Raw genomic sequence first — 25742 nt, forward strand, 5'->3', positions numbered from 1 at the left:
TTTCTTTTTTATTATCGATTAATGAGCTGAGCCATAATTAATCCTTTTCCTACTAAATTACGTTCATTATATACTTCAACATCAATTTTGGCATAAAGACGTCCAACATCAAGTAATTGTGGTTTGATAGTTAGTTTACTATCAATTTGAACTGGCTTGCTGTAATAAACAGTGATATTTTCAATCGTAACATCAGCTTTTTTCACTTTCTTGAGCAGGCGGCTACTTGCTTCCGTAATTAGAGTTATAAATACTCCATTTGATAGTGTTCCTAACTGATTCGTCATTTGCGGAATAACCATTGATTCGAAGATGTTTTCATCGTCCTCACTTGTTTCTAAATTTCTAGAAACAATATCATCAATGGTCTCCCCAACCTGTGGCTGTCGTTGTATTTGTTGCATTGCTTTTAATACATCCTGCCGTGATACAACACCTTGTAACTGATATGACTGATCCACAACAGGCACGAGCTCAATCCCTTCCCAAACCATCGTATGTGCTACAGAAGCGAGTGAAGTTTTACTTAGAACGACTTGTGGTTTCTTGCTCATCACCCGATCAATGACAATACTTCTGTCCTTTCCAACAATATCCTTTGAAGAGACCATCCCAATAACTTGCAGTTTATCATCTACAACCGGAAAACGTGTATGTGAGGATAAACTATTCAGCTTGTACCACGCTTCAATCGTATCCTTTGAGCGCAAATAATGGGATTCTTCAAAAGGCGTGGCAATATCACCAACAAAAATGATTTCTTTTTTAATCAATTGGTCGTAAATCGCTCGATTAATCATAGCAGCGACGGTAAACGTATCATAGCTCGTTGAAATAATCGGCATTTCTTTGTCATCTGCTAGTTTCTTAATATAATCTTCTGTATCAAATCCACCTGTTATTAATACAGCCGCACCAGCATTTAACGCTAGTTCATGCGCCTTAATACGATTTCCAACTATCAATAAGGAATCAGCTTGTGTATAGCGCATCATCGCTTCTAACTGCATGGCACCGATTACAAATTTGCTCAATGTTTTGTATAGTCCGTCGTGACCACCCAACACTTGTCCATCAATTATGTTAACGACTTCAGCAAATGTAAGACGATCGAAGTTCTCTTTCTTCTTGCGTTCAATTCGAATCGTACCTACACGCTCAATTGTACTGACAATCCCTTGATTTTCTGCTTCTTTAATCGCACGATATGCTGTTCCATCACTTACATTCAAATCTTTCGCTATTTGTCGTACCGAAATTTTACTGCCCACCGACAACGAAATAATATGTTGAATAATCTGCTCATGTTTAGTTGTCATTTTATTTCACCAGCTTTCAACTGTACTATATCACTAATTATATTTTATTATACAGTTGAAAGTGAAGAAACTCAATAATTATCACGTCTCCGCTCGTTATATTGTTCCTGTTCCATAACTGGAGGGCTTGTCATTTGTAAAAGCGTCGCTAAGTTTGCTCCAATAACTAAGAGCAGGAATAACAACCATCCACCCCAGAAAATCAATTCTGTATTACTTGAAGCAGATGGAATTACTGGCCAAGCAATATATAGAAAGAAAGCCGCTAATAGTAGTCTTAGTATAGCGTAGTGTCGCATGGAATCTCCTCCTTTTGTTTTCTATTATTTTATGTGAAGAGAGGCGGATTAAGAACTGGGAGATAAGAGTGGTGGATTTGTTGCTATGTTTTTGGTTTGTTATTGACACAATCATTAAGCAAGGAATGAAACAAGGTGTGGAAAAAAGGTTTGAAAAGGGTAGAGTAGACTTTCTCAAAAAATGAATGAGAACTTCTGAAGTGGTAAGATTGCTGAGTGAATGAATAGCACTTTAATTAGTTAAACTACGATCTATTCGACTAGAAGTAAATGACTGATCGATAAGCTAACATACCATTCAACAATCGCATCTCCAAAAAAGTAGGTTAATAGTGCAGCAATGACGATAAATGGGCCAAATGGGATGGGTTGTTTTCGTTTGACAACTTTAAACAGCATGAGCAATATTCCGACAACCGCTCCTAGAAGACAAGAAAGGAAAAATGTAAGCAGGACATTTTCAAAACCTAATACAATGCCTAACACACCAAATAGCTTCATATCCCCTGCCCCCATTCCACCACGTGATACGAGAATAATAATAAAAATTAAACCAAACCCGGTGACTGCACCAATGATGGAAGACCACCACGGCTCAAGTGGCTGAATGATTCGCATGATTATAAAGATAGGCAAGAAAAAAAGCAGAATTTTATTTGGGATAAGCATATAGGTCATGTCCGTGACGAAAATAATCATAAGCATGGATACAAAGAGTATTGCCATGATAATTTCTACTTGAAATTCAAAACGAATATAGCTAAGCGCAAATAATAAACCGGTCAGCAATTCTCCTATTGGATAGATAATGGAGATTTTATCTTTACACCCACGGCATTTTCCACCTTGCATTAAATAAGATAACACGGGAATAAGTTCATACCAGGATAGCTGTTTCTTGCAATTGGGACAGTACGAGCGATCATTCTTTTTGCTAAAAGATTGTTTGGTTGGTAACCGGAGACCAACAACATTATAAAAAGATCCTAACGAAATACCGAGAAAAAAGAGAAGGAAAAGTAGTAGCAGATCCATATGTATAGCTCCTTATCATTAGTAATATAGAACTAGTATAATCGTACGGTGAAAACTATGGCAAATATTTTACTAAAATAGGATAGGTCATAATTTGAGGGTAAGTAAAAAAATGGGGCTTCAAGTGGAGATAAAAAACGTGAGCCAATAAAGCTCACGTTTTTCTACAATTCGATTACATCACCAATGTTTAGTGCTCTGCCGTCACCGGTTTTCACTTGGGCAGCCCAGCCCTTCGCATCCTGTTCAATTACCGGGAAGGTGTTGTAGTGAACAGGAACAGATACTTTTGCGTTAATCCAGTCTGCCGCAACAAGCGCATCTTCTGGTCCCATTGTGAAATTATCACCAATTGGTATAAATGCGACATCAATCGAATTCATTTCGCCATACATTTTTAAATCCGTGAATAATGCAGTATCACCAACATGATAAATTGTTTTCTCTTCAATCGTCAGCAATATTCCAGCAGGCATTCCACCGTAAATGACGGTTCCGTCTTCTTCTGTATACGATGAGCCATGGAAAGCTTGGGTGAATTTTACCTTACCAAAGTCAAATTCACGTGCCCCTCCGATATGCATTGGGTGCGTATTTAACCCTTTCGTACCTAGGTAAACAGCAAGCTCATTCGGAGCAACAACCAGGGCGTCATTTCTTTTGGCAATTTCAAACGTATCCCCTACATGATCATTGTGACCATGCGTCAGCAAAATCACATCTGCCTTCACTGTGTTCGCATCAAGGTCACATGCTTCATTACCTGAAATAAATGGATCAATTAAAATGGTATGGCTTTCTGTAACCACTTGTACGACAGAATGTCCATGATACGATACCTTCACAAATATCTCTCCTTTTTTATTCATTTACTCTATGTATTCGACAAGAGTATTTCTTTTTCCTTTACCCTTTTGGTACATTTTTTACACCATTAGAAAAGAGCAGAATGCTCTGCTCCCCCTTGATGCTATTTCCCTAACTTCGCCTTCAAGGCCGCAAGCTCATCGTCCACTTCATTATTTGCTAACTCCTTGAATTCATCGTCTAACGTTCGAGCAGACTGAGCTAAATCTTCGGATGTTTCAGCTTCTGCTTCATACTGCATCACTTTCTCTTCCATCCGCTCAAAACCACGTTTCGATTCGTCGTTTCCAATCGAAGACATCGTACGGTTCATTTTTGTTCTTGTTTTCGCAGATTCTGCTCGTGCTTTTAATGTATCCTTTTTCAGTTTCATTTCTTGATATTCTTTTTTCATTTCGGTTAATTTTTCTTTTAATACTTCAACATCTTTACTTGTACGTTCCCATGATTCATTTAATGTCTTAAATGTTGCTTCATGTGCTTTTTTATCCTCAATAGCACGACGGGCTAAATCATCATTATCTGCTTCAATCGCTTGTTCTGCTTGTTGCATCCGCTTTTCAATCATTGCTTCTGCGTCATTTGCTTTACGTTTGAGCATTTTTTCGCTTGCAATTTGTTTGGCAACCGCAGCTTCCACTTCCTGTATATCCGCTGCCATGTCACGCATAAATTGATCAAGCATTTTCACCGGATCCTCAGCTTTATCAAGCATTGCATTTAATTCTGAGCTAACGACTGTCTTGATTCGATTAAAAAATTTAAACATGAGAATTCCTCCTTTTAAAATATATACTTGCTACAATAATCTTACCATTTTTTTTAAGATCTTCACATTCGCTAGGTTAGTGAGGCGAATGTTTCTATGCATTGATCCAGTGAGGATCACACCTGCCATATACCGCTCCAAGGATCTATTTTTTTACCTCTTCCCTTTGTAATACGAGTTAAACGGTTAAAAAGTTTCATCGCAATGCAGATTTTTTTCATTTTTGCATTGGTTATCTATCCCCTCATTTGAACACGCATTTACGGACTGCTATACTAAGGATAGTCTATTTTTCGAGGTGAAACAGAAATGAATGAACGATTAAGTAATTTATTAAACGTATTGAAACAAGAGCAAATAGATAGTGCGCTAATTACATCAAAAGCAAACTTCTATTATTTAAGTAATTATTATACCGATCCCCACGAACGTTTGATTGGTGTATATGTTAGTGGTGATCTTGATCCGGTTCTGATCGTGCCTAAGATGGAAGAGGAAGATGCGAAGGCTGCAGGCTGGTCCAGTGTTATTATTAGCTACTATGACCACGAAGATCCATGGCAGCTTTTTTCCGATTACTTGCATAAAAACAATAAGGTGCCTGGTTCAATAGCAATCGAGCATGATCACATTACATTAGAACGGTCAAGCGCAATAAAACAAATTTTACCGAATACCGCAATTGTTGATGCACAGAAAATCATGGCTAACTTACGTGTCATCAAAAACAAAAAGGAATATACGTTATTAAAACAAGCAGCTGCACTTGCTGACTTCGGTATTGAAACAGGTGTTAAAGCGATTGCTGAAGGAGTAACCGAACTCGAACTCGTAGCTAAAATAGAGTATGAGTTGAAAAAACAAGGTGTGCGAGAAATGTCATTTACGACCATGGCGCTTGCTGGAGCAAAAACAGCCTCTCCGCATGGAACACCAGCATCCACTAAGGTTGCACCAGGAGATCTCATACTGTTTGATCTCGGTGTTATTTTTGAAGGCTACTGTTCCGATATAACTAGGACGGTTGCTTATAAATCGATTCGTGATGAGCAACGAAAAATTTATGAAACGGTGCTTGCCGCTGAATTGGATGCCATTGCCGCTTCTAAACTGAATACGCCAGTCGGCAAAGTCGACCAAGCTGCGCGCGAAACCATTGCTAAAGCTGGGTATGGTGATTATTTCACACACCGTATCGGCCATGGCCTTGGCATTGAAACACATGAATACCCATCCATGCATAGCAATAACGAACTTCCGCTTAAGGCTGGTATGTGCTACACGATTGAACCAGGAATCTATGTGCCAGGTTCTGGCGGAGTGCGTATTGAGGATATGATTTTCATGACAGAAAAAGGACCGGATATCTTGACCACTTATCCGAAAGAGCTACAGATTATCGAATAAAAAGAACGACCTTCTACATTGGAAGGTCGTTTTTACTATCACTTCATTGCCGTGCCCAGCCCCTATCTAAGCTGAATTGGGTTAAATGGACCAGCTTCAAATATATTGATTTAACAAAATTATCTGCGAGAAAAATATACCTGCTAGCTTGGCGGAGATGAATTCGTTGTCATCCTACCTGAAGTATTATGGCAAAAGCTAAACAGATTACTATATTGATTTTAGACGAAACAAATCGTAAAATCGGTAACCTTAATAGCTTCGACTCCTTTCATGTCACGCTTAACATTGGAATAGCTTTATCTGAAACAGGAGATACCATCAACACATTGTACGGTTCCAAATTCACAAGATAGTTAGATGATGTGCGTTTGTAGAGGTATTTCTAAGTTTGGTGAGTAACAAGCAGTTGGTCGATGACGTCACAATTTGTGGCGCCATCGACCATGCTGCTCCATAAGAGCTTTATGCTCTTATTTTTTTTGCAACAATACACGAGCATCCTCGTATGCTAAGTCATGCGCTTCTGCAACTGCTCGATACGTTACAAAGCCATCTAATGTATTGACACCTTTTAACAATGCTTCATTTTCTAAGCTTGCCCGTTTTAATCCTTTATTCGCCAGTTGCAAAGCATAAGGTACAGTAACGTTCGTTAAGCCAATCGTCGATGTACGTGGTACTGCTCCTGGCATATTTGCAACGGTATAATGTAATACGCCATGCTTTGTAAATGTTGGGGCATCATGTGTAGTAATTCGATCACTTGTTTCAAAGTTACCACCTTGATCAATCGCAACGTCGACAATAACGGAGCCTTCCTCCATCTCATTTACTGTTTCTTCTGTTACCAGCTTCGGCGCTCTAGCACCTGGAATTAAAACAGATCCAATAACAAGATCCGACTTTTTCACAGCTTCTTGAATGTTCAATGAGTTAGAAATCAACGTATTGATTGATGAACCAAAAATATCATCAAGCTGACGTAAACGATCCGGGTTCAAATCAATTATTGTAACATCCGCGCCTAATCCAATGGCGATTTTCGCTGCATTCGTTCCCACAACGCCACCACCAATAATAGTAACTTTACCGCGACTAACCCCAGGAATCCCTGATAAAATAATTCCTTTACCACCTTTAGACTTTTCAAGGAACTGTGCACCGATTTGCGTTGCCATTCTTCCAGCCACTTCGCTCATTGGTGTTAATAGCGGCAATGTTCGGTTCGGAAGCTGAACCGTTTCATAAGCAATCCCAACAACTTTTTTATCAATTAACGCCTTCGTCACCTCAGGCTCATTCGCCAAATGAAGGTACGTAAATAAAATTTGTCCTTCAAAAAAGTATTCAAATTCTTCTTGGAGTGGCTCCTTTACTTTCATTACCATTTCTTGAGACCATGCTTCCTTGGCACTGTTTACAATCACTGCACCAGCTGCAACATATTCCTCGTCTGTAAAGCCAGACCCAAGGCCAGCTGACGTTTCAACATACACTTCATGTCCAGCATTTTTTAATGTGAGAACTCCAGACGGCGCCATGGCTACCCTATTTTCATTGTTCATCATTTCTTTTGGTATTCCAATCTTCATGATCACACCCCCAATTTTCCTATGTAGTCAAAATTATCCAAACAAATCACTAATTTAATTGTATCAAATGTATCTATAAAAAGCACTAATTTAGGGGAGAATTGGCATTCCACCATTCTCCCCTTGGTTTCAAAAAAGAGAATCATCTCCGGAATTTTTGAACTTCCTCTATAAGTTAGCTTTATTATTTTTTTTGATTATTGAACGTATAGATTCCTTTATTATTATGCAGTTGATCTTCAATAACACCGCTTTGGTAACTTTCATTTAATTGGTTCTGGACAGCGGCAACCCCTTCATTATCTTCAACAAGTTTCTGGTGTTTTCCTGCTTTCTTAGACATCGCATATCACCTCCATAGTTCTAGTATGTTCGAAAATCTGTAACAATCCCATAACTTTTATTACCAAATTAGTATTGTTGCGCTTATATTCAGCGTATTCAGGGTATATAATAAATATAGAAGGGAGAGATGAATCATGGAATATAATAATATACTTGTTGCTGTAGACGGGTCAGAAGCTGCTGAAAAGGCATTTCAAAAATCATTAGATATCGCTAAACGCAATAATGCTCGTCTGATTCTTGCACATGTAGTTGATTCCCGTAGCTTTGCAACTGCAGAAGCTTATGATCGAACTTTATCGGAGCGAGCAGAGGAATATGCTAAAGAATTACTCGACACATATGTTGAGAATGCGAATGCTGCTGGACTAAACGATTTAATTAGATGTGTGGAATACGGTTCTCCTAAAGTTAAAATTGCGAAAGACATTGCTGAAAATTTTAATGCCGATCTAATTATTTGCGGTGCAACTGGGATGAATGCAGTTGAGCGCTTCCTAATCGGAAGTGTTTCTGAAAGCATCACGAGGTATGCATCATGTGACGTATTAGTAGTTCGATAAATAAAAAGCGCTTTGGGAGAACCCAAGGCGCTATATTTTTTCAACGTTCATGTCTTTTTTTATTTCATAGCAAATATGTTCAAGCTCTGGCATGATGATTTTATTCATTGCTAAGTCAACCGCATTTTCTGTTCCAGGAATGGAGAAAATAGCTGTATGCCTTCTTACTCCTGCTTTTGCACGAACTAAAATTGCCGCAGAAGCAATTTCTTGATAACAAAGCATTCGAAACAACTCGCCAAATCCATGTATTTCTTTCTCCAACATATCATCTAGCGTTTCAATCGTCACGTCATTCGTTGACAGCCCTGTTCCGCCATTCATAATAATAGCATCAACTTCTGGATTTTCTGCACCAGCGTCAATCATCTTGCGAATATCTTCCTTTTTATCTTTAATAATTTGTTTGAATTTCACTTGATGCCCAGACTCCTCCAAAATTCTGCTTATGCAGTTACCTGCTTGATCTGTTTTTTCCGTACGTGTATTGCTGATTGAAAGAACCATGCAGTTGAGGGCTAAAATTTGTGTATCATCATGTCTTGCCATTTCCATCGCCTCCTTACCTATCTTATACCCATTTGACACAAAAAATAAAAAGGCCCTGCCATAAAAATTTTATGGCAAAGCCTTTAAAAGCCAATTAGTTACTTAAACGTACTGTATCTCTTGCAATCATTACTTCCTCATTCGTTGGGATAATAATAACTTTTACTGGTGAATGTGGGTAATTGATAAATTGTTCTTTCCCACGAACATCATTGAGTTTAGGATCCCAGTAAATACCCATGAATTCTAAACCAGTTAAAATTTGCTCACGGATGGTTGTACTGTTTTCTCCAACACCGGCAGTAAAGATAATTGCGTCTACCCCGTTCATTTTTGCAGCATAAGAACCAATGTATTTATGAATACGATCTGCGAAAACCTTCAATGCTAGCTCGGCACGTGGATCAGTATCTGATTTTTCTTCAATATCACGTAAGTCACTGGAGAAACCGGATAATGCAAGCATTCCGCTCTTTTTGTTAAGCACATTAATTACTTCATCTGCAGTTTTACCAGTTTTATCCATAATATAAGGAATAAGTGCAGGGTCAATATTACCAGAACGTGTACCCATTGTTACACCTGCAAGCGGAGTGAAGCCCATCGACGTATCCAATGACTGACCATCTTTAATCGCTGTAATACTTGCTCCATTTCCGATATGGCAGGAAATTAAACGTAAATTATCAAGAGGGACACCCATTAATTCAGATGCACGTTCCGAAACGTATTTATGTGACGTGCCATGGAAACCATATTTCCGAATACCAAATTCCTCATAATACTCTTTTGGTAAGCTGTATAAATAAGAAGATTTCGGCATCGTTTGATGGAACGCAGTATCAAACACAGCAACCATAGGTACGTTTGGTAAAATTTCTTTAAATGCATGGATCCCTGTTAAGTTCGCAGGATTATGCAATGGTGCAAGCTCTGATGTTTCTTCAATTTTTGCAATCACATCGTCTGTAATTAGTACAGAGTCACTGAAATGCTCTCCACCATGTACAACACGATGACCAACAGCGTTAATCTCTTCAAACGATTGAATAACACTTGTGGAAATTAAAGAATCCAATAGCATTTTAACAGCAACTCCATGATCCGGAATATCAGTTACTGTTTTATCTTTCTTTCCATTAACTTCAATTGTAAAAATTGAATCATTCATTCCAATTCGTTCCACTAGCCCGATTGCTGCAACCGTTTCTTCGGGCATTTTAATCAATTGAAACTTTAAAGATGAACTACCTGCATTAATTGCTAATACATTACTCATTGCTGTCAACTCCTAAAATTAATGTTGGTAACTTTCAAACCACCTGTTCATTTGTCCAAGGATGTCTGCCATCGCATTGGCATTTTTAAAGGACGGCATTTGTACAAGCAGTGGCTGTTTTGGCGCACTTGTTGATGCAGATTTTTTCTGCAAAACGAGAATGCTCTTTGCATTCTTTTCTGATTTAAATGCTGTTTCAGGTAAACGAATAACCCCAATTATATGAGCGTGTTCTTGAAGATAGGCATGTAGCTTATCTGATTGATCACTGTCGAAAAGAAATTCTGGAACGACTAAAATCAGATAGCCCGCATCCTTTATATAGCGCAAACTTTGCTCAATAAACAAGTGATGTGCGTAAGAATTGCCCGTATCTGCTTTTAACTGGTATTCATTCGCTACGATTTCGTCTGGATAGTATCCGACAGGAAAATCAGCGACAATTAAATCGACTGGATCGATTAGGAACGGTCGCAGGCTGTCCTGATGGAAAAATTCAATTTCCTTTTTCTGCAGATTTGCATTGATAACCGATAACTGAATTAAGGTTGGGTCAACCTCACTTGCATAGGCTGTTACGTTTTGCTTTAACTGCCCAAGAACGGTTGTCAATAAATTCGCTGTCCCACTTACCAGATCAAAAACGCGCAGTTCCTCTTTATCTTTTGTAAGTTTATCGGCAAGATACCCGACAATTAGCCCTACTGACTCCGGTGTCATCACATGTTGCTGCTGTGTAGAGTCCTTCATCCCTTTTAAAATAGCAAGCTGGATTGCCTTGCGGACATCTTCAGCTTCATAGGAATGAAAATCTATATTAGCTAAAGCGCTATGTAATTTTCGATTTAAAATATCGTCCATGTCTTCAGGTGCACCTTCATAAAATAAGAACTCCATCGCGATTGTTAAACTTTCAAGATAAGGTTCATTTAGGTGCTGCTGAATGATTGTCGTTGTTTCATCCAACCAGCCGAATAACGTTTCGACACTTGATTTTTCCATGAACAATCCCCCATTCTATTCTTTCACAACTTTACTAGTGTAACAAATTACACATTGATATGTAAACTAAATTGAAATCTGTCTTAAAAGCGTTAATATTCGTTATAACATTAGGGTAGATACTGAGTTGCACTTATGTAAATAGGACTGTATCATAACTTTCTTGTCCGAGAAAAAATCGCCTCATAAAAAAGTTAAATTTTATAAATCAACTATTTGGTGAACAATTGAGCAAGCCTTTACCAGTAAAATCTCTCCTCGTTAAACCGGGAGAGATTTTACTTTCCTTATTCTGCTTCACCTGCAGCCTTTAATGCTGCTTCGTAATCAGGATGTGTTGATACTTCCTCAACATATTCTACATGTCTTACATCATCATTGGAGTCCACAACAAAGATTGCTCTTGCAAGTAGTCGTAATTCCTCTATTAACACACCATACTTTTCACCAAAATCTGCATCGCGATGATCAGAAAGTGTGTCGACTTTCTTAATTCCATTGGCAGCACACCAACGACTTTGAGCAAATGGCAGATCCATGCTAATCGTTAACACGACAACATTATCCAACTTATCTGCCTCTTCATTAAAGCGTCTTGTTTGCTCGGAACAAACGCCTGTATCAATAGAAGGAACAACACTGATTAATTTTACTTTGCCACTATAATCCTTTAACGTAACCTCTTTCAAATCATTGGATAACACTTTAAAATCAGGAGCTTTATCTCCTACTTTAACTTCAGTTCCAATTAATGTAACAGGCTCTTGCTTAAAAGTAACATTTACCATTCTTTGTATTCCTCCCTTTATTTCAAACCTATCATTTATTATGAAGATATCCCCACTGCCTGTCCAATAATTCGAGCTGAAAAACTATTAAATTTATGTGAACGAGGCATTCATCCTATACTTACCCAAAAAGCTTCGAGATAAAACCTCAGATTAAATATCGAATTGAATGGGACCATCGCGACGTCGATCTTCTTTTTCCTTCACTTTTTCTTCCTTGTCACTACCTTTTTTTGATTCGGCTGATTCCTTCATTAATTGTTGCACTTTATCAACTACCTGTGGGGCGAAGTCAATCATCTTTTCGTATAGTTGGATGTGCTGATCCATGTGAACCATTTTAATTCCTTGCTCATTAACGATTAAGAAGGCAACTGGAGTAATCGATACTCCTCCCCCGCTTCCACCTCCAAATGGCAATGTAGCATCTGAATCTCCATCGGAATGATTGGGGCTAAATTCACTACCTCCTGCAGCGAAACCGAAACCTACTTTTGATACAGGGATAATCAGACTACCATCTAACGACTTCACCGGATCTCCTATAATCGTATTTACTTCCACCATTTTCTGCAAATTCTCCATTGCCGTTGTCATTAGACCTTGTATTGGATGCTCTTCCATTATGCGTTTCCTCCTTCATCAGTTTGTAAAGCTTCCTTCATCGCTTGAAGATACTTCTTCCGCTTTGTAAAAACGTATATAGCTTTCCCTAACCGTATCGATAACATACAATCCAAATTTGTATATAAAAATCGATGTTGAAAATTAGGTTCCAAGTAAACAATTGGTTTACATTTCACTTGTAATTTGTTGATCAAATAGAGACTTAAGGTGTTTTTAACTGTCCATAATCCTCCACTCATGATCCCTGTCAGAGCTGCATTTCCAGTACCGCCAACTGTATTCCAATTAAATTGATGCAAGCGAATGGGTTTTAATAGAGTATTTAACAGACGATTAACTTTTTGCAACTTTTGATAATAGAACTTTATTTTTCCAGAAAAAAATGTCAAACTCTCTTCACCGCTCGCAGTAGAATTATCATTGAACTTGGATAGATCGTAGCTTTTTTTATACAATTTGATTCGCAAAATAAATATAGAAACAGTCACATGCTGTTTCGTCTGCTCATAAATGTACTGAATGGAAATGTAGATACTGGAAAATAATAGTATCACTAAAAATAAAATAATAACGAAGAAAACGACAAGCAGCATATCGTGCCAACTCTCTTACACAATCTATTGTTTGTCACTAGTCTGTAGCAATTAGAATGTTTTTAAACGTTTTAACTCCAGATTATTAGGATATTAAAAAAAGGAATGCTATGATAAAGAAAAAGGCAATTATTGGAGGGTTAGTTAATGGACAATCGTAGAAACATGTTTTTTTATTATCATAAAGATGGAGAAACGGATGATAAAGTAGAAACCTTACAAAAGTTAGCTATTGAAAACGGATTTACTATCGTCGATAACCACAAGGATGCCAATATTATCGTGAGCATTGGCGGTGATGGCGCGTTCCTGCAAGCTGTTCGAAAGACAGGCTTCAGGCAGGACTGTCTCTATACTGGAATCACGCGTGAAGGACAATCCGGATTATATTGTGATTTCAATATTGATAATTTTGACCAAATGCTCCATTCCCTTCAGCATGATGAATTAGAGGTACGGCGTTTTCCAATTATTAAGGCACAAATTAATGATGGCAATTCTTTCTATTGCCTAAACGAAGTAACCATTCGTTCCACAATCGTAAAAACAATCGTTATGGATGTAGAAATTGATGGAACCCATTTTGAAACATTCCGTGGTGATGGACTGATTGTTGCTACCCCAACGGGTAGTACCGGTTATACGAAATCAGCTCGCGGTGCTGTCATTGACCCCCTAACAGCATGCTTCCAAATTTCAGAAGTCGCATCGCTTAATAATAACCAATATCGCACACTCGGCTCGTCGTTTATTTTAAACAAAGGGCGGCATTTAAAATTAAAAGTACTTCAGGAAGGCAATGATTATCCAATTATTAGTCTCGATAATGAAGCACATTCAATTCGTCAAATCGATAACATTCAGGTTACGATGGACGATTGTGTAATCAAGACGGTGAAACTGAAAAATAACTCTTATTGGGATCGGGTAAAACGAACATTTTTATAATAGATGAAAAAAAATCCTTCTCGTTAGGCCAGAGAAGGATTTTTATTGATAGGTTACGTACGGCGGTAAACAATGTCACCATCGATAACGGTCATTGCAACTTGAATCGCATGAATCTGTTCTTCCTCTACTTGAAAAATATCTTCATCCAAGATTGTGAAATCAGCTTTGTAATTTTCTTTAATAAGACCTCTCAAAGATTCTCTGCCAATAGCGTAAGCACTACCTGTCGTATATAGATGTACCGCATCAAAAACGGATAGTTGTTCTGCTCTGTTATATATGTTTCCATCAAACGTGGACTGGCGCCGTACCGCTGCTTCTATACCAAGTAAAGGATCTACCTGCTCAACAGGTGCATCTGAGCCACCTGCACATCTTATCTGATTATCGAGTAATGTTTTCCAAGCATAGGCAAGCGGAAGTCGTTCTTGCCCAATTCGTTCGATAACCCATGGAAAATCAGAGGCGACAAATGTCGGCTGGATATCAACTACTACCGGAAGGCGTTTAAGCCTTTGTAATGTGGATTCATTTAAAATTTGACCATGAATGATCCGATCTCTCTTTTCCCCTTGTATTGGATATTTTTCAATGACAGCTATTACCTCTTCAAGCGCCTGATCACCGATTGCATGGATCGCAATTGGTAAGTCATGGGATCTCGCTTTTGCAACAAGCACTTCGAGATCTGCCTTCGTATGCATTGGCACACCCATATTTTTTGGATCATCACTGTAACTTTGAGTGAGCCATGCTGTTCTTCCCCCAAGTGCCCCATCAGAGAAAATCTTAATGGCTCCGAGTTCAACATAATCAGTTCCGCTCCGGTAACCAAGATTCGCTGTTATTAAATCATCCATCACTTCATGATGAACAAGCAAATGTGCCTTAAATTTATTGGAAGTGTGTAGGGCACGATAATATGCATCCAGTGTTTTTTGGAAGCCTCCATAATAAAAAAGATCTTCCGTATGACCGCCAACCAATCCTTTTGATACGAGATCATTTACCGCTATTTTAATAACATTTTCTAAATAACTTCCAGTTACTTCCGGCATTATTCCTTTTATCATGTCTTGTGCGGCATCATGAAAATATCCGGTCGCCTCCCCTTGTTCGTCTCGGACTATTATTCCGCTATCCGGATCTGGTGTTGTATCATCAACACCTGCAAGCTCCATCGCCTTGGAATTAGCGAGCAATGCATGTCTGCAAACACGAGTAAGCATCATTGGGTTATCTGGGCAGATTGCATCAAGTTCTGACTTATGAATAATCACTGGCTCATCCCATTGATTTTCATTCCACCCTTCACCTATTAGCCATTCTCCCTCAGCCAGATGTGCTACTCTCCCCTTTAATGCAGCTTTGACATCACTTGCTGACTTCATTTGTGATAAATCCAAGCGTAATAGCTTCTCACCATGACCAATAATATGCAGGTGACTATCAACAAATCCAGGAAGCATCGTTTTACCTTGAAGATTTATTTCATGCTCGATTTGTTTATCAAATTGTTTGTGTATCGATTCGTATGTACCAATTGCCTTAATTGCATCTTTTTCAGTATAAACCGTATCAACAGCTTCCCCTTCATTTTCCAAAGTGTAAATTTGTCCGCCAAACCATAAGACCCCCATGCTCATCCCCCTAAAACTGTAAAAATATTCGATTATCTAAAACTTTACGCATTGATGGCAGAAAATGCAAGCAACATTTTTCGATTTCACGACCAAAAGATACATGCATTCCTTCCTATAAAACTTAAGAGCTACCCTTGAATTCAAGAGTAGCTCTAGCCAATTTTATTTAATTATTGTTATTGCATACCGCCGAACTGTTGTTCAGCCATTGAAACTAGACGTTTTGTAATTTCTCCACCAACAGAACCGTTAGCACGAGAAGTTGAGTCTGGACCAAGTTGTACACCAAATTCTTGAGCGATTTCATACTTCATTTGATCTAGCGCTTGTTGAGCACCAGGAACTACTAATTGGTTTGAATTGCTTGTCGCCATGTTAGTTCACCTCCTTGGTACTTATAGAATGTCTCATCTGGAGGTAAAACATGCAGAAATAAAATTGGTAGTTCCTGTTATTTTCTCTAATATTTGTTACACTTTAAAATAGGTCACTAAAGGACTCTTCGATATCCTTCTTATCATAGACAGTAACGATCTCGATATTTTCAATTGCTTCTTCAAGCGTTGCAGTAAAATCATGCGTTGATTCATAGTAATTGATTTTTACCCGCTTCGGCTTTGTTTTTGGAGACTTTGGAACAAAAATCGTACAGCAGTCCTCATATGGTAGGATAGACGTTTCATATGTTCCAATCTCCTGTGAAATCGTAATAACTTCCTGCTTATCCATCGCAACTAGCGGACGGATAATTGGATAATTTGTCACTTCGTTTATCGCATGCATACTCTCCATTGTCTGACTCGCTACCTGACCTAGGTTTTCACCTGTTGTAAGTGACAGAATCGACTCCTGTTCGCATACACGTTCACTAATGCGGAACATCATCCGTCTCATAATCGTCATCGCATACTCATCAGGCATCTCACGGAAAATCTCTTGCTGCAGCTTTGTAAATGGTACGATATGAATTTTGATTGCCTTACCATATTTCGTCAGCTGTTTTGCAAGGTCCAATACCTTTTGCTTGGCACGTTCACTCGTAAATGGTGGAGAATGAAAATGAATTGCCTCTAGCTGTACGCCGCGCTTCATTGCTAAATAACCTGCAACCGGACTATCAATTCCACCAGAAAGAAGCAATAGTGATTTTCCTGATGTTCCAACAGGTAGTCCACCAAGACCCGGAATTACACTAGATGTAATATACGTTGCTTCTAATCGAATCTCGACTTTCACTTCCAAATCAGGTTGGTGAACATTTACGTGAATATCTTCTGTGTTCTTTAATAAATGTCCCCCAAGAATTTGAGTAAGTTCCTGAGAACGTACTGGAAAATCTTTATTAATTCGTTTTACAGTCATTTTAAATGTTTGAACATTGTTATTCTCTTTCAACGCATACAATGCAGCTTCTTTAATTTTTTCTAAATCATTGTCCACTTTAATAGCCAAGCTTAAGCTATGAATACCAAATATCTTTTGGAGCTTGTCCATAATTGGTTTTGGATCCTCGCCATGCAAAAGAACGAACATCCTTCCTTGGGTTCGTTTAACTTTCACATTTGGATAGTCTTTCAGCTTCGCTTGAATATTTTCCTGCAAGCGAATAATAAACTGTTTAATGTTTTTTCCTTTTAACGCCATTTCACCGTAGCGAATTAATATATGATCGTATTGCATAATAATCTACTCCATTGCTTCTTTAAATTGTTTGATTGCTTTCTTTAATGCTTGTACGAATAGCTTCATTTCTTCCATTGTATTGTCATAGGAAAGACTTACACGTAATGCTGTTGTCGTTCGGTCACGCCCAAAACCGCAAGCTGCCAGCACTTTACTTTCATCCTTTAGTTTAGAGGAACAAGCCGATTTCGTCGAGATATAAATCTCCTGCTCTCCAAGCATATGAATAATAACTTCTGGTTTAATGCCAGGTACAGACATGTTGATAATATGGGCTGCTGCATGTTCTGCTGTATTTACTTCTACCCCATCCATTGCTTTTAATGCATCATACAAATAGCTTTTCATATTCAACAAATGATTCATTTCATTTTTTTCGCGTTCTTTCATCATGCGTAATGCTTTTACAAATGAAACAGATCCCGCAAGGTTTTCCGTTCCTGAACGTAAGGAATACTCTTGATTTCCCCCATGTAAGAGTGGAAATAATTTAGTACGATTGTTTATATAAAGCATTCCAGTACCTTTCAAGCCATGAATTTTATGACCGGAAAAGGTGCATATATCAATACCACTGTTTTTCAGCTGAAGTGGGACCTTGCCAATGCTTTGAACGGCATCCACATGAAAGAAAAGCTTCGGATAATTTTTCGCGATCTTGCCGATTTTTTCGATCGGTTGAATGGAGCCTGTTTCATTATTGACATGCATAATACTTATTAAAATTGTATCGTTACGAATTGCTTTTTCCAATTCTGTTACAGATACAACTCCATTTTTATCAACTGGTAAATAGGTAACTTCAAACCCTAATGTTTCCAAGCTTTGACAAGCCTCATATATCGAAGGGTGTTCAATGGATGACGTAATAATATGCTTACCTCTCCCTTGATGTTCAAGGGCAATCCCTTTTACCGCTGTATTATTCCCTTCCGTTCCACCAGAAGTAAATATAACCTCATCAACACCAATCCCAAGAATGTCTGCCGCCTGTTTTTTTGCAGTCAAAAGCAGCTTCTCCGCAGTTCCGCCTAATTGATGGATCGACGAAGGATTAGCGAAGTACGTGCTGGATACTTGCTGAAAGCTTTCTAGCACGGATGGATGTGGTTTTGTTGTTGCGCTGTTGTCTAAATAAATCATTTGATTAAACTCCTCACTTAATACCTTTCACTTCTATAGGTAATTACGAACTTATACAAAAACAAAAAGGGAAGGCTGACTAAAGAAACAAATTAACGTTTCTTAAAGACAGCCCTCGTTCTCCATTGTATAAGATAATACAGAGTAGAGTACTTCCCTCTATATATTAGCTATTTACAGCCGTTTGATTTTCCTCAATTCGCTTCAAGGCACCTGGCTCTATCTCTTCAATAGCCCTTGCCGCATGTTCCAGTGATAACTCGTATTCACACGAACGAAAAAGACGCTCAGATTCTTTCAGTTTTCCAGCAAGTTCCGGATTTTTGCTTCGGTATCTGTTTGCATATTGAATGACCTGTTCGGTCAAGTACGCTTGATCCAACATAATTTCTACCTGTTCTGCGGATTGTTCCAAAGAGCTTTGCGCCTCTGTTAATGACTGCTGAACAGCCGCCATATCCAATGGCTGTTTTTCTAACGTTTGAATAACTTTATCATTTTTAGCCACAGCCGTCTCGATGATTGACCAAATAAAGTTTGGCACACCAGGAATATTACTTTTCTTCAATCGACGATTCAGATGCGTAAGCTGGTTTCGCATCTCAGCGAGCTTTTCTCTAGCTTCCATTTCATCTTTACGCAGATTATGAATACTTTTCTTAAACTCCTTGTGCTTTTCTTGTAGTTCAGCTATTTTCTTAAAGCCATCCTCTACCTGTTCACGTAACTCTGTATGTGTCTTTCCTTCTTCTTCCATGTTGTCAGACAGCTCTTGCAATTGTTCGCTTAGCTTAGAAATCGTTTTGCCAACTGATAAAAATCGTTCTAGATCATTATTTTCAACATAATAAGCTTTTTTTATTTCTTCCACTTCTAGCTTCGTCGCGTCGAATGTTTCACCGAGCTCAACGAGAGAATGTTCATATTCAGGAATATGGGCTTCGAGATAATTTTTAGCATGTGCTTCATTTTCCAAAAGCTCATACATTTCTTTGATTCTCTCTTCACTTTCTGAGATGATGTCCTCTGCTTCAGACATGTCTCCTGCTTCCAGTTGTTCTAATACATCTGAAAATCTTTCCTGATATGTATAAATTTCTTTTTCTAAGGACAGATGTCCGACTCGATAACCGTCTTCTTTCATTTCCTTTATCCCTGCAAGTAAATTATCGAATTGAGATGGAAGATCGTGTTTACATTTCTTATAGACAGCCGGAAATACATTCAAAATATCTTCCAGTTCATTCAATTCACCCTTGACAAGTTGAACGATCTGGCTCGCTTCCATATAGTCCCCAGCGTCAACCAATTCATGATAAGCAGTTAACTTGTCTTCCAGCTCATCTAGCTTATTATCAAACTGAAGTTCTGCTTTTCCGTATAGATAACGACTTTGTGAAAGCTTTTTACGTAACGCCTTCAAAACTGGTGCTAAGTCAGCAACTTCCTGCCGACTCATTTCTTCAGTTTCAAGCCATTCATCGAGCTCTCCTAAGATACTTTCTATGCTTATTTCTATCCCTTGAAGCGTCTCTTCCACTTTATTCAAGACTGCATTTGCCTTCTTGACAAGGAATCGATCAGCCGCTTCCTCTGCATCAAAAAGCTGTTCTTCTATGTTTGGAAGTTCTTTTGTAACGATGTATTCCCAACGCTCTTTCCACGATTCGAATTTCTCTTGCGTTTCTCCGGATAAATTAAGTTTCTTAATTTTACTTAGCTGGGCTGCGACATTCCTTCCCATAATGTCCATTTTCCAACTCTCTAATTGATCCACCCTGTCATAAATTCGTTTCCGGTAAATAAGTCCAATAATAATTAATACGATGATTGCTAAAATCGCTCCGATGATGTACCCCATACTATGCCTCCCAACCAGTTTCAATAAGAGGTTTCCCTGTCAAAAGTTCTATTTTCATATAAAAATCACTTATAAATGGTCTAATTTTTTTAATAGGAATATTCAATTTCGTAAATATAATACATATGATACCATGGAATGAGCATTTTTGGCTAAAAAAATACAAATTAATTGCAGATTCGCCACGTTTTTTCATTTTATCACATGAAATGAAAAAACAGGGTTGATTTAGGACTTTTATTTTATAAATTGATTTCGTTCTGAGGAAGATCCTTTTCCAATTATAAAATCAAGCCAGTTTTGTATCGTTTTGACGTATTTTCGTACAAAAACTTGATGCGAATACTCCCCTACAATTTGTTCTTTCCAATCACTATGTAAAATGTAAGGCGTTATTAATAACCCCTTCAATTGCATCAGCATGTATTCCCGTGTATCCCCTTTTGCCCGACCATTCAACGCTTTAAAGAACGTTTGCTTGATATAATAATTTTCTTTTGCCAAGTACGTAACAGCCATTTCTCGAACGAAGACCGAATCCAGAGAAAGCTCACGCTGAATAAAACATGTCAATTGATGATTTGTTTGTTTATACTGTATAATAGTAAAAATTAGTTCATTAAGTTTTTCTAACGGAGATAAATTAGCTGTATATTCCAATGCTTCTTCAACTGTTTTCAAGTATTCTTCATAATAATTGGTTACTGCATATTCCAAAAGTCCTTGCTTGCTTTTGAAATAGTAGCTAATCAATGACACGTTAACACTTGCTTTATCTGCTATATCACGTACGGACGTTCCGTGAAAACCTTTTTGGAAAAACAGGGAAGACGCTGCATCAATCACTTTTTGCTTGGTTGGGTTCTTTTTCATTGTTTCTCATCTCCTTACATCAGTAATACGACAAAGAACCTATGGTTTCCTGCAATTTTCGCTCGACAAAAACCGTATGTATGTCGAAATAAACAACTTGCATTTTAAATTAAGAAAGGGGGAATTTACTTTGTTTCAGGCTACAACTTATTCAGACGACAGAGTAAAAAGTTACGAACTATTAATCAAACAATTAGATGCTTTAACAGATGGTGAGAAGGATGAGGTTGCCATTTTATCCAATGCATCAGCACTATTAAATCAATTCCTAACAGACGTGAACTGGGTTGGTTTTTACGTTTGGAAGGATGATGAGCTCGTACTCGGCCCATTCCAAGGACTCCCAGCTTGTATTCGTATCGGCTATGGTAAAGGCGTTTGTGGTACTGCTGTAAAAGAAAAACAAACACAACGCATTGCCGATGTCCATCAATTCCCAGGACATATCGCATGTGATAGTGCCAGCCAATCGGAAATCGTAGTTCCAATCCTAATCAATGATCAAGTATATGGAGTGCTTGATATTGATAGCCCAAACAAAAATCGATTTGATGAAACCGATCAAACCTACCTAGAGAAATTTGTAGCTGTCTTAGAAAAACATCTACAATAATAACTAGTCCAACCTAGTATAACAAAACTAGCAGCGAATCAAAGCTGCTAGTTTTGTTATATATGCACTCCACTCGTCAAAAATCGTTTACTTCATCATTTGTATAGGATGATTAAGCTTTTCATTTGTCCCTTTATGAAATGACTCGCAATTTCTCCTTGACTTTCATTCATAAAAATTATATACTATCCTTTGTGTAAAATAATTAAGTAGCCTAAGTGAACCGACGCTTGCACTCATTTTGTTCCTTCGCGGTGGCACTAGCCCCCAAGGTGTATCGTGTAACTCTCTGCTGCTGGAGCGATGGTACATGAAAACAAAATGAACAACGACCCGGACACGCTCGTTTTATTTTATGCAAATAAAACATAAAGGAGGAGATTTCCTATGTCACGTTATACTGGATCTCTCTGGAAAAAATCACGTCGTCTTGGCATTTCATTAACTGGAACTGGTAAGGAATTAGATAAACGCCCTTACGCACCTGGTCAACATGGACCAACACAACGCAAAAAAATCTCTGAATATGGTATGCAAATGCAAGAGAAGCAAAAACTTCGCTTCATGTACGGATTAAACGAACGTCAATTCCGTAACCTATTCAACAAAGCTGGTAAAATGAAAGGTATTCATGGTGAAAACTTCATGATTTTACTTGAATCTCGCCTAGATAACTTAGTTTACCGTCTTGGACTTGCTCGTACACGCAGACAAGCACGTCAGCTAGTTAACCACGGTCATGTGTTAGTTGATGGTAGCCGTGTAGACATTCCATCATACGCTGTAAAACCAGGTCAAGCAATCAGCTTACGTGAAAAATCACAAAAGCTTGATATCGTTAAAGAAGCAATTGAAGTGAATAACTTCGTACCTGAGTACACTACATTTGACGCTGAGAAAATGGAAGGAACTTACTCACGTTTACCTGAGCGTTCTGAACTTCCAGCAGAAATTAACGAACAACTTATCGTTGAGTTCTACTCTCGTTAAGCGAAGTGTATAATAAATAGTAGTTTTTCAAACCCTAGAAATAGCGTTGTATCAGCGCTATTTCTAGGGTTTTTCTTATTTTTATTGAACGATATAATAAAACACTTGAAAATGTTCGTCAATGATTAACCAATCATAACAGAATAGACTTTATTACCACAAAGTTAATAAAAATAGACAATCTCCCCTTTATACATAATAAAAAAACCTCTTTTTAAGGTGTCTTAAGTTATCCTATTTGAAAGATGCCTAATACTTCTGCACTTTGATGTTGTAATACAGTTTTTATCCAGTCACCTTGCAAATATAATTCTGGAATATCTGAAACAAAAACAAATTCATATTCATATTTTCCCACTTTGTTGTATAGGATGTTTTCCCCTTTGAAATGTTTAGCAATAATTTTACTTATAAACTCCATTGTTTCTTCGCTATTTTCTACTCGAATTTTAATTTGGTATTTATACTTGCGGTTACTCTCCCCTAATGTACTAAATTCTAGAAACTTATTATATAATTTTATTTTCTCCTCTTCCTCTTTTGATGTTTTTACTGTTTCTCCTTGCACTACGTTTTCTTGTTCGTTTTGTTTTCCCTTATCACTTTCTTCTTTCTTTTTCTCATCCAGAATTTGGACCAAATCTGTTATATCAGTCATCGATATTTTGTCTACCTTTACACCTACATCTTTTATATGATTTATAACTTCATTTCTCATATTAGTTACAGATGTTAAAGTACGCTGATTATCTTTACTCTGTTGCATAGACATTGATATAGCAATTATAGCTAAAGCTATAGACACAGAACTGGAAATTATATTAAAATTAATACTGTAATCACTTAGCCAAAAAGAAAAAGAAAGTATAATAACTGTAACGAGAATACTTGTTAGCCATTTCCAATCTTTATTTGTCCATCCGGAATTCATATACATCTCCTCCTTCATATATTATATTTCGATAAAATACATTCTTGCTTCAATTTTAATTGCAATATACAGATATAGATTATTTCCCATCGCTATCGTCATTACGAAATAAACTATATTGTAATGCCAAAGGGGAATGATCATTGTAACTATTTTTCATTTACAAATATATATTCGATAAAACAGGATAGCTCTATAATAGAACTACCCTGTATCACATAGACATTTAAAGCTTAAACTGCCCTACCACCCCATTCAATTCCTCTGCTAACCTAGCTAATTCATCTGCACTCCCTGCAACTTCCTCCATTGAACTGCTTGTTTGTTGCGAAGAGGCTGACGTTTGTTCGATGCCAGCTGCGGATTCTTCAGAAACGGCCGCAATTTCTTGAATGCCATGATTCATTTTCTGACTGCTTGAAGCTATTTCAGTTACATGCAGTAATGTTATTAATATTATCCACCATTTCGGTTACTGAATTTCGAATACCGGTAAATTTTTCTCCTGTTAGTCGAATTTGTGTCGTTCCATGTTTAACCTCTTCATATCCATTATTTAGCGAATTCGCAACTACGCTAAATTCATTTTGAATCGTATCAACGATACCCGAGATATCTGTTACGGAATGTGCAACTTGTTCTGCAAGCTTTCGAACCTCATCAGCAACAACAGCAAACCCTCGACCTTGTTCCCCAGCTCTTGCCGCTTCAATAGCTGCATTTAAAGCTAATAAATTCGTCTGATCCGCAATGTCTTTAATCACAACTACTAATTTTGAAATTTCTTGGGATTGAACGTCTAAACCTTGTACTTTTTGTACAGCATCTTGAACAATGGTATCAATATTTTCCATTTGATTCATGGAAGAGTCCATTAATGTAGAGCCTTCACTTGTCATCTCAAATACTTGGCCAGACTCGTTTTGTACATGTTCTGCATTTTCATTTACTTCTTCTAGTTGCTTTGTATAGGTTGCCATCATGCTAGATAACTCGCCTGACTGATTTGCTTGCGTTTCTGAACCTGATGCCAGTTCCTCCATCGTGGTAGATATTTGCTCCGTACCTGAGCGTACTTCATTCGCTGATTGCGTAAGTTCTTCACTATGAGCAGATACTGTAGTAGATACATCGTTGATTTTAACCATAATATCGCGCATACCTCGATTCATATCATTGGTAGCCGCGACAAGTTGACCAATCTCATCACTTGTTTTCGCTTGAAGTGGTTCTTGATTTAAGTTACCAGTAGCAATTAACTGCATGCGATCCATAACCATTCGTATAGGTCTTGTAATGGAAGTTGCTGTAATAATAGCAACTATAATACCTAACACGATAACAAATACGGAAATAATAATACCAAGAATCATGATTAATTCCCCATTAGCTTTTACCGTATCTCCTAATTCTTGTATGATCGTTTCTCTTTCACTTGCCAATTCACTAAAACCAGCGGTTAAATCATTACCTAGTGGTTGTACGGAAGTTTCCATTATATCCTTTGCTCTTTCTTCATTTCCATTTTCAAACTCAGAAAAAACATCATCGGTTAACGTGCCCCACTCTATTTTTTTATCGATTAATGCTCGTAATTCATCAGAATCGCTTAATTCCAAAGCGCGGTTTTCCAGGGCAATACTTGACCCAATTCCATTTTGAAATGCATCTTTATACTGTTGGTTTTCAAATAGTAGGTACCCTCTAATTAAGCTTTCACGTTGGGTCATATCGTAGGCTAATTCCTCATCTACAATTAATAACTCGAGTTCAGTATCTATCATTCCTTCTAAATCACTGTTCATTTTATTAATCGAATAAATAGTAAAACCACTTAAAACGATGGTTAATACAATAACTATCGAAAAGCAAAATAAAATCTTAGCTCGTAAACTTTTAAAACTTAATAGGTTTGAAGACTTTTTCATGTTGATACTCCATTCTATAGAAATAGTAGCATTAAAAATCCCCCAGTTGACTCTCTTCTCCAATATCAACGAGGTAAATATTTAGCCCC

General features: G+C 37.7%; 27 protein-coding genes. 5 read left to right on the top strand and 22 right to left on the bottom strand.

Annotated features, from left to right (window positions below; all coding sequences use genetic code 11):
• Positions 1–11 precede the first annotated feature (11 nt).
• From F1560_RS15700 to F1560_RS15720, 5 genes are all read right to left on the bottom strand, one after another.
• Complete coding sequence (locus F1560_RS15700; protein ID WP_149475591.1) at positions 12–1319, bottom strand: DRTGG domain-containing protein; 1308 nt, start codon at positions 1317–1319, stop codon at positions 12–14.
• A 71-nt stretch (positions 1320–1390) separates the two neighbouring features.
• Positions 1391–1618, bottom strand: coding sequence for a hypothetical protein (locus F1560_RS15705; protein WP_149475592.1), 228 nt, complete (start codon positions 1616–1618; stop codon positions 1391–1393).
• A gap of 252 nt (positions 1619–1870) precedes the next feature.
• On the bottom strand, positions 1871–2653 hold the full coding sequence (locus tag F1560_RS15710; protein ID WP_149475593.1) for a prepilin peptidase: 783 nt from the start codon (positions 2651–2653) through the stop codon (positions 1871–1873).
• A gap of 164 nt (positions 2654–2817) precedes the next feature.
• A complete protein-coding gene (locus tag F1560_RS15715) occupies positions 2818–3498 on the bottom strand; it encodes a metal-dependent hydrolase (RefSeq protein WP_149475594.1) in 681 nt (226 codons plus the stop codon).
• A gap of 125 nt (positions 3499–3623) precedes the next feature.
• Positions 3624–4289 (bottom strand): PspA/IM30 family protein, encoded by a 666-nt coding sequence (locus F1560_RS15720; RefSeq protein WP_149475595.1) that lies wholly within the window; start codon positions 4287–4289, stop codon positions 3624–3626.
• Positions 4290–4598: 309 nt separating this feature from the next.
• Between F1560_RS15720 and F1560_RS15725 the strand changes: the two genes are divergently transcribed.
• On the top strand, positions 4599–5696 hold the full coding sequence (locus tag F1560_RS15725; protein ID WP_149475596.1) for a M24 family metallopeptidase: 1098 nt from the start codon (positions 4599–4601) through the stop codon (positions 5694–5696).
• Positions 5697–6169: 473 nt separating this feature from the next.
• Here F1560_RS15725 and ald read toward each other — a convergent pair whose 3' ends face one another.
• Both ald and F1560_RS22190 read right to left on the bottom strand, forming a co-directional pair.
• Positions 6170–7291: an alanine dehydrogenase gene (gene ald / locus F1560_RS15730; RefSeq protein WP_149475597.1), complete on the bottom strand. Its 1122-nt coding sequence runs from the start codon at positions 7289–7291 to the stop codon at positions 6170–6172.
• 184 nt (positions 7292–7475) lie between these two features.
• The gene (locus tag F1560_RS22190) at positions 7476–7634 is read right to left on the bottom strand and encodes a hypothetical protein (protein ID WP_187773748.1); all 159 of its coding nucleotides are present in this window, start codon (positions 7632–7634) and stop codon (positions 7476–7478) included.
• Positions 7635–7770: 136 nt separating this feature from the next.
• Here F1560_RS22190 and F1560_RS15735 point away from each other — a divergent pair, with 136 nt between their 5' ends.
• Positions 7771–8199, top strand: coding sequence for a universal stress protein (locus F1560_RS15735; RefSeq protein WP_149475598.1), 429 nt, complete (start codon positions 7771–7773; stop codon positions 8197–8199).
• 30 nt (positions 8200–8229) lie between these two features.
• Here F1560_RS15735 and F1560_RS15740 read toward each other — a convergent pair whose 3' ends face one another.
• The 6 genes from F1560_RS15740 to F1560_RS15765 all read right to left on the bottom strand — a co-directional run bounded on the left by F1560_RS15740 (position 8230) and on the right by F1560_RS15765 (position 13037).
• Complete coding sequence (locus tag F1560_RS15740) at positions 8230–8748, bottom strand: MogA/MoaB family molybdenum cofactor biosynthesis protein (protein WP_245347684.1); 519 nt, start codon at positions 8746–8748, stop codon at positions 8230–8232.
• Between the two features lie 94 nt (positions 8749–8842).
• On the bottom strand, positions 8843–10027 hold the full coding sequence (locus tag F1560_RS15745) for an acetate kinase (RefSeq protein ID WP_149475600.1): 1185 nt from the start codon (positions 10025–10027) through the stop codon (positions 8843–8845).
• An 18-nt stretch (positions 10028–10045) separates the two neighbouring features.
• Positions 10046–11029 (bottom strand): class I SAM-dependent methyltransferase, encoded by a 984-nt coding sequence (locus F1560_RS15750; protein ID WP_149475601.1) that lies wholly within the window; start codon positions 11027–11029, stop codon positions 10046–10048.
• A 287-nt stretch (positions 11030–11316) separates the two neighbouring features.
• Positions 11317–11817: a thiol peroxidase gene (tpx, locus tag F1560_RS15755; RefSeq protein ID WP_149475602.1), complete on the bottom strand. Its 501-nt coding sequence runs from the start codon at positions 11815–11817 to the stop codon at positions 11317–11319.
• A gap of 153 nt (positions 11818–11970) precedes the next feature.
• Positions 11971–12441 (bottom strand): GerW family sporulation protein, encoded by a 471-nt coding sequence (ytfJ, locus tag F1560_RS15760; RefSeq protein ID WP_149475603.1) that lies wholly within the window; start codon positions 12439–12441, stop codon positions 11971–11973.
• Positions 12441–13037, bottom strand: a complete 597-nt coding sequence (locus F1560_RS15765) for a DUF2953 domain-containing protein (protein WP_149475604.1) — start codon at positions 13035–13037, stop codon at positions 12441–12443. The genes ytfJ and F1560_RS15765 overlap by 1 nt, the downstream gene beginning before the upstream one ends.
• 147 nt (positions 13038–13184) lie before the next feature.
• Here F1560_RS15765 and F1560_RS15770 point away from each other — a divergent pair, with 147 nt between their 5' ends.
• The gene (locus F1560_RS15770; RefSeq protein WP_149475605.1) at positions 13185–13985 is read left to right on the top strand and encodes an NAD kinase; all 801 of its coding nucleotides are present in this window, start codon (positions 13185–13187) and stop codon (positions 13983–13985) included.
• 53 nt (positions 13986–14038) lie between these two features.
• Here F1560_RS15770 and F1560_RS15775 read toward each other — a convergent pair whose 3' ends face one another.
• From F1560_RS15775 to refZ, 6 genes are all read right to left on the bottom strand, one after another.
• The gene (locus tag F1560_RS15775; RefSeq protein WP_149475606.1) at positions 14039–15628 is read right to left on the bottom strand and encodes an amidohydrolase; all 1590 of its coding nucleotides are present in this window, start codon (positions 15626–15628) and stop codon (positions 14039–14041) included.
• Between the two features lie 179 nt (positions 15629–15807).
• Complete coding sequence (locus F1560_RS15780) at positions 15808–16005, bottom strand: alpha/beta-type small acid-soluble spore protein (RefSeq protein ID WP_149475607.1); 198 nt, start codon at positions 16003–16005, stop codon at positions 15808–15810.
• 103 nt (positions 16006–16108) lie between these two features.
• Positions 16109–17311, bottom strand: a complete 1203-nt coding sequence (gene thiI / locus F1560_RS15785) for a tRNA uracil 4-sulfurtransferase ThiI (protein ID WP_149475608.1) — start codon at positions 17309–17311, stop codon at positions 16109–16111.
• Between the two features lie 6 nt (positions 17312–17317).
• The gene (locus tag F1560_RS15790) at positions 17318–18457 is read right to left on the bottom strand and encodes a cysteine desulfurase family protein (protein ID WP_149475609.1); all 1140 of its coding nucleotides are present in this window, start codon (positions 18455–18457) and stop codon (positions 17318–17320) included.
• A 166-nt stretch (positions 18458–18623) separates the two neighbouring features.
• On the bottom strand, positions 18624–20318 hold the full coding sequence (ezrA, locus tag F1560_RS15795) for a septation ring formation regulator EzrA (protein ID WP_149475610.1): 1695 nt from the start codon (positions 20316–20318) through the stop codon (positions 18624–18626).
• Between the two features lie 237 nt (positions 20319–20555).
• The gene (gene refZ / locus F1560_RS15800) at positions 20556–21191 is read right to left on the bottom strand and encodes a forespore capture DNA-binding protein RefZ (RefSeq protein ID WP_149475611.1); all 636 of its coding nucleotides are present in this window, start codon (positions 21189–21191) and stop codon (positions 20556–20558) included.
• A 130-nt stretch (positions 21192–21321) separates the two neighbouring features.
• Here refZ and F1560_RS15805 point away from each other — a divergent pair, with 130 nt between their 5' ends.
• Both F1560_RS15805 and rpsD read left to right on the top strand, forming a co-directional pair.
• Complete coding sequence (locus F1560_RS15805; RefSeq protein ID WP_149475612.1) at positions 21322–21804, top strand: GAF domain-containing protein; 483 nt, start codon at positions 21322–21324, stop codon at positions 21802–21804.
• 387 nt (positions 21805–22191) lie between these two features.
• Positions 22192–22794: a 30S ribosomal protein S4 gene (gene rpsD / locus F1560_RS15810; RefSeq protein ID WP_149475613.1), complete on the top strand. Its 603-nt coding sequence runs from the start codon at positions 22192–22194 to the stop codon at positions 22792–22794.
• Between the two features lie 229 nt (positions 22795–23023).
• On the opposite strand, the gene F1560_RS15815 is transcribed toward rpsD, so the two are convergent.
• The 3 genes from F1560_RS15815 to F1560_RS15820 all read right to left on the bottom strand — a co-directional run bounded on the left by F1560_RS15815 (position 23024) and on the right by F1560_RS15820 (position 25653).
• Positions 23024–23725 carry a hypothetical protein gene (locus tag F1560_RS15815; RefSeq protein WP_149475614.1) on the bottom strand — a complete coding sequence of 234 codons (702 nt, stop codon included), beginning with the start codon at positions 23723–23725 and terminating at the stop codon, positions 23024–23026.
• A gap of 226 nt (positions 23726–23951) precedes the next feature.
• Positions 23952–24131 carry a hypothetical protein gene (locus F1560_RS22450; protein ID WP_245347683.1) on the bottom strand — a complete coding sequence of 60 codons (180 nt, stop codon included), beginning with the start codon at positions 24129–24131 and terminating at the stop codon, positions 23952–23954.
• A gap of 22 nt (positions 24132–24153) precedes the next feature.
• Positions 24154–25653, bottom strand: coding sequence for a methyl-accepting chemotaxis protein (locus F1560_RS15820; protein WP_245347682.1), 1500 nt, complete (start codon positions 25651–25653; stop codon positions 24154–24156).
• Between the last annotated feature and the right edge of the window lie 89 nt (positions 25654–25742).

Source organism: Oceanobacillus polygoni, from assembly GCF_008304605.1.
In the GTDB taxonomy this organism is placed as follows: Bacteria; Bacillota; Bacilli; order Bacillales; family Amphibacillaceae; genus Oceanobacillus; species Oceanobacillus polygoni.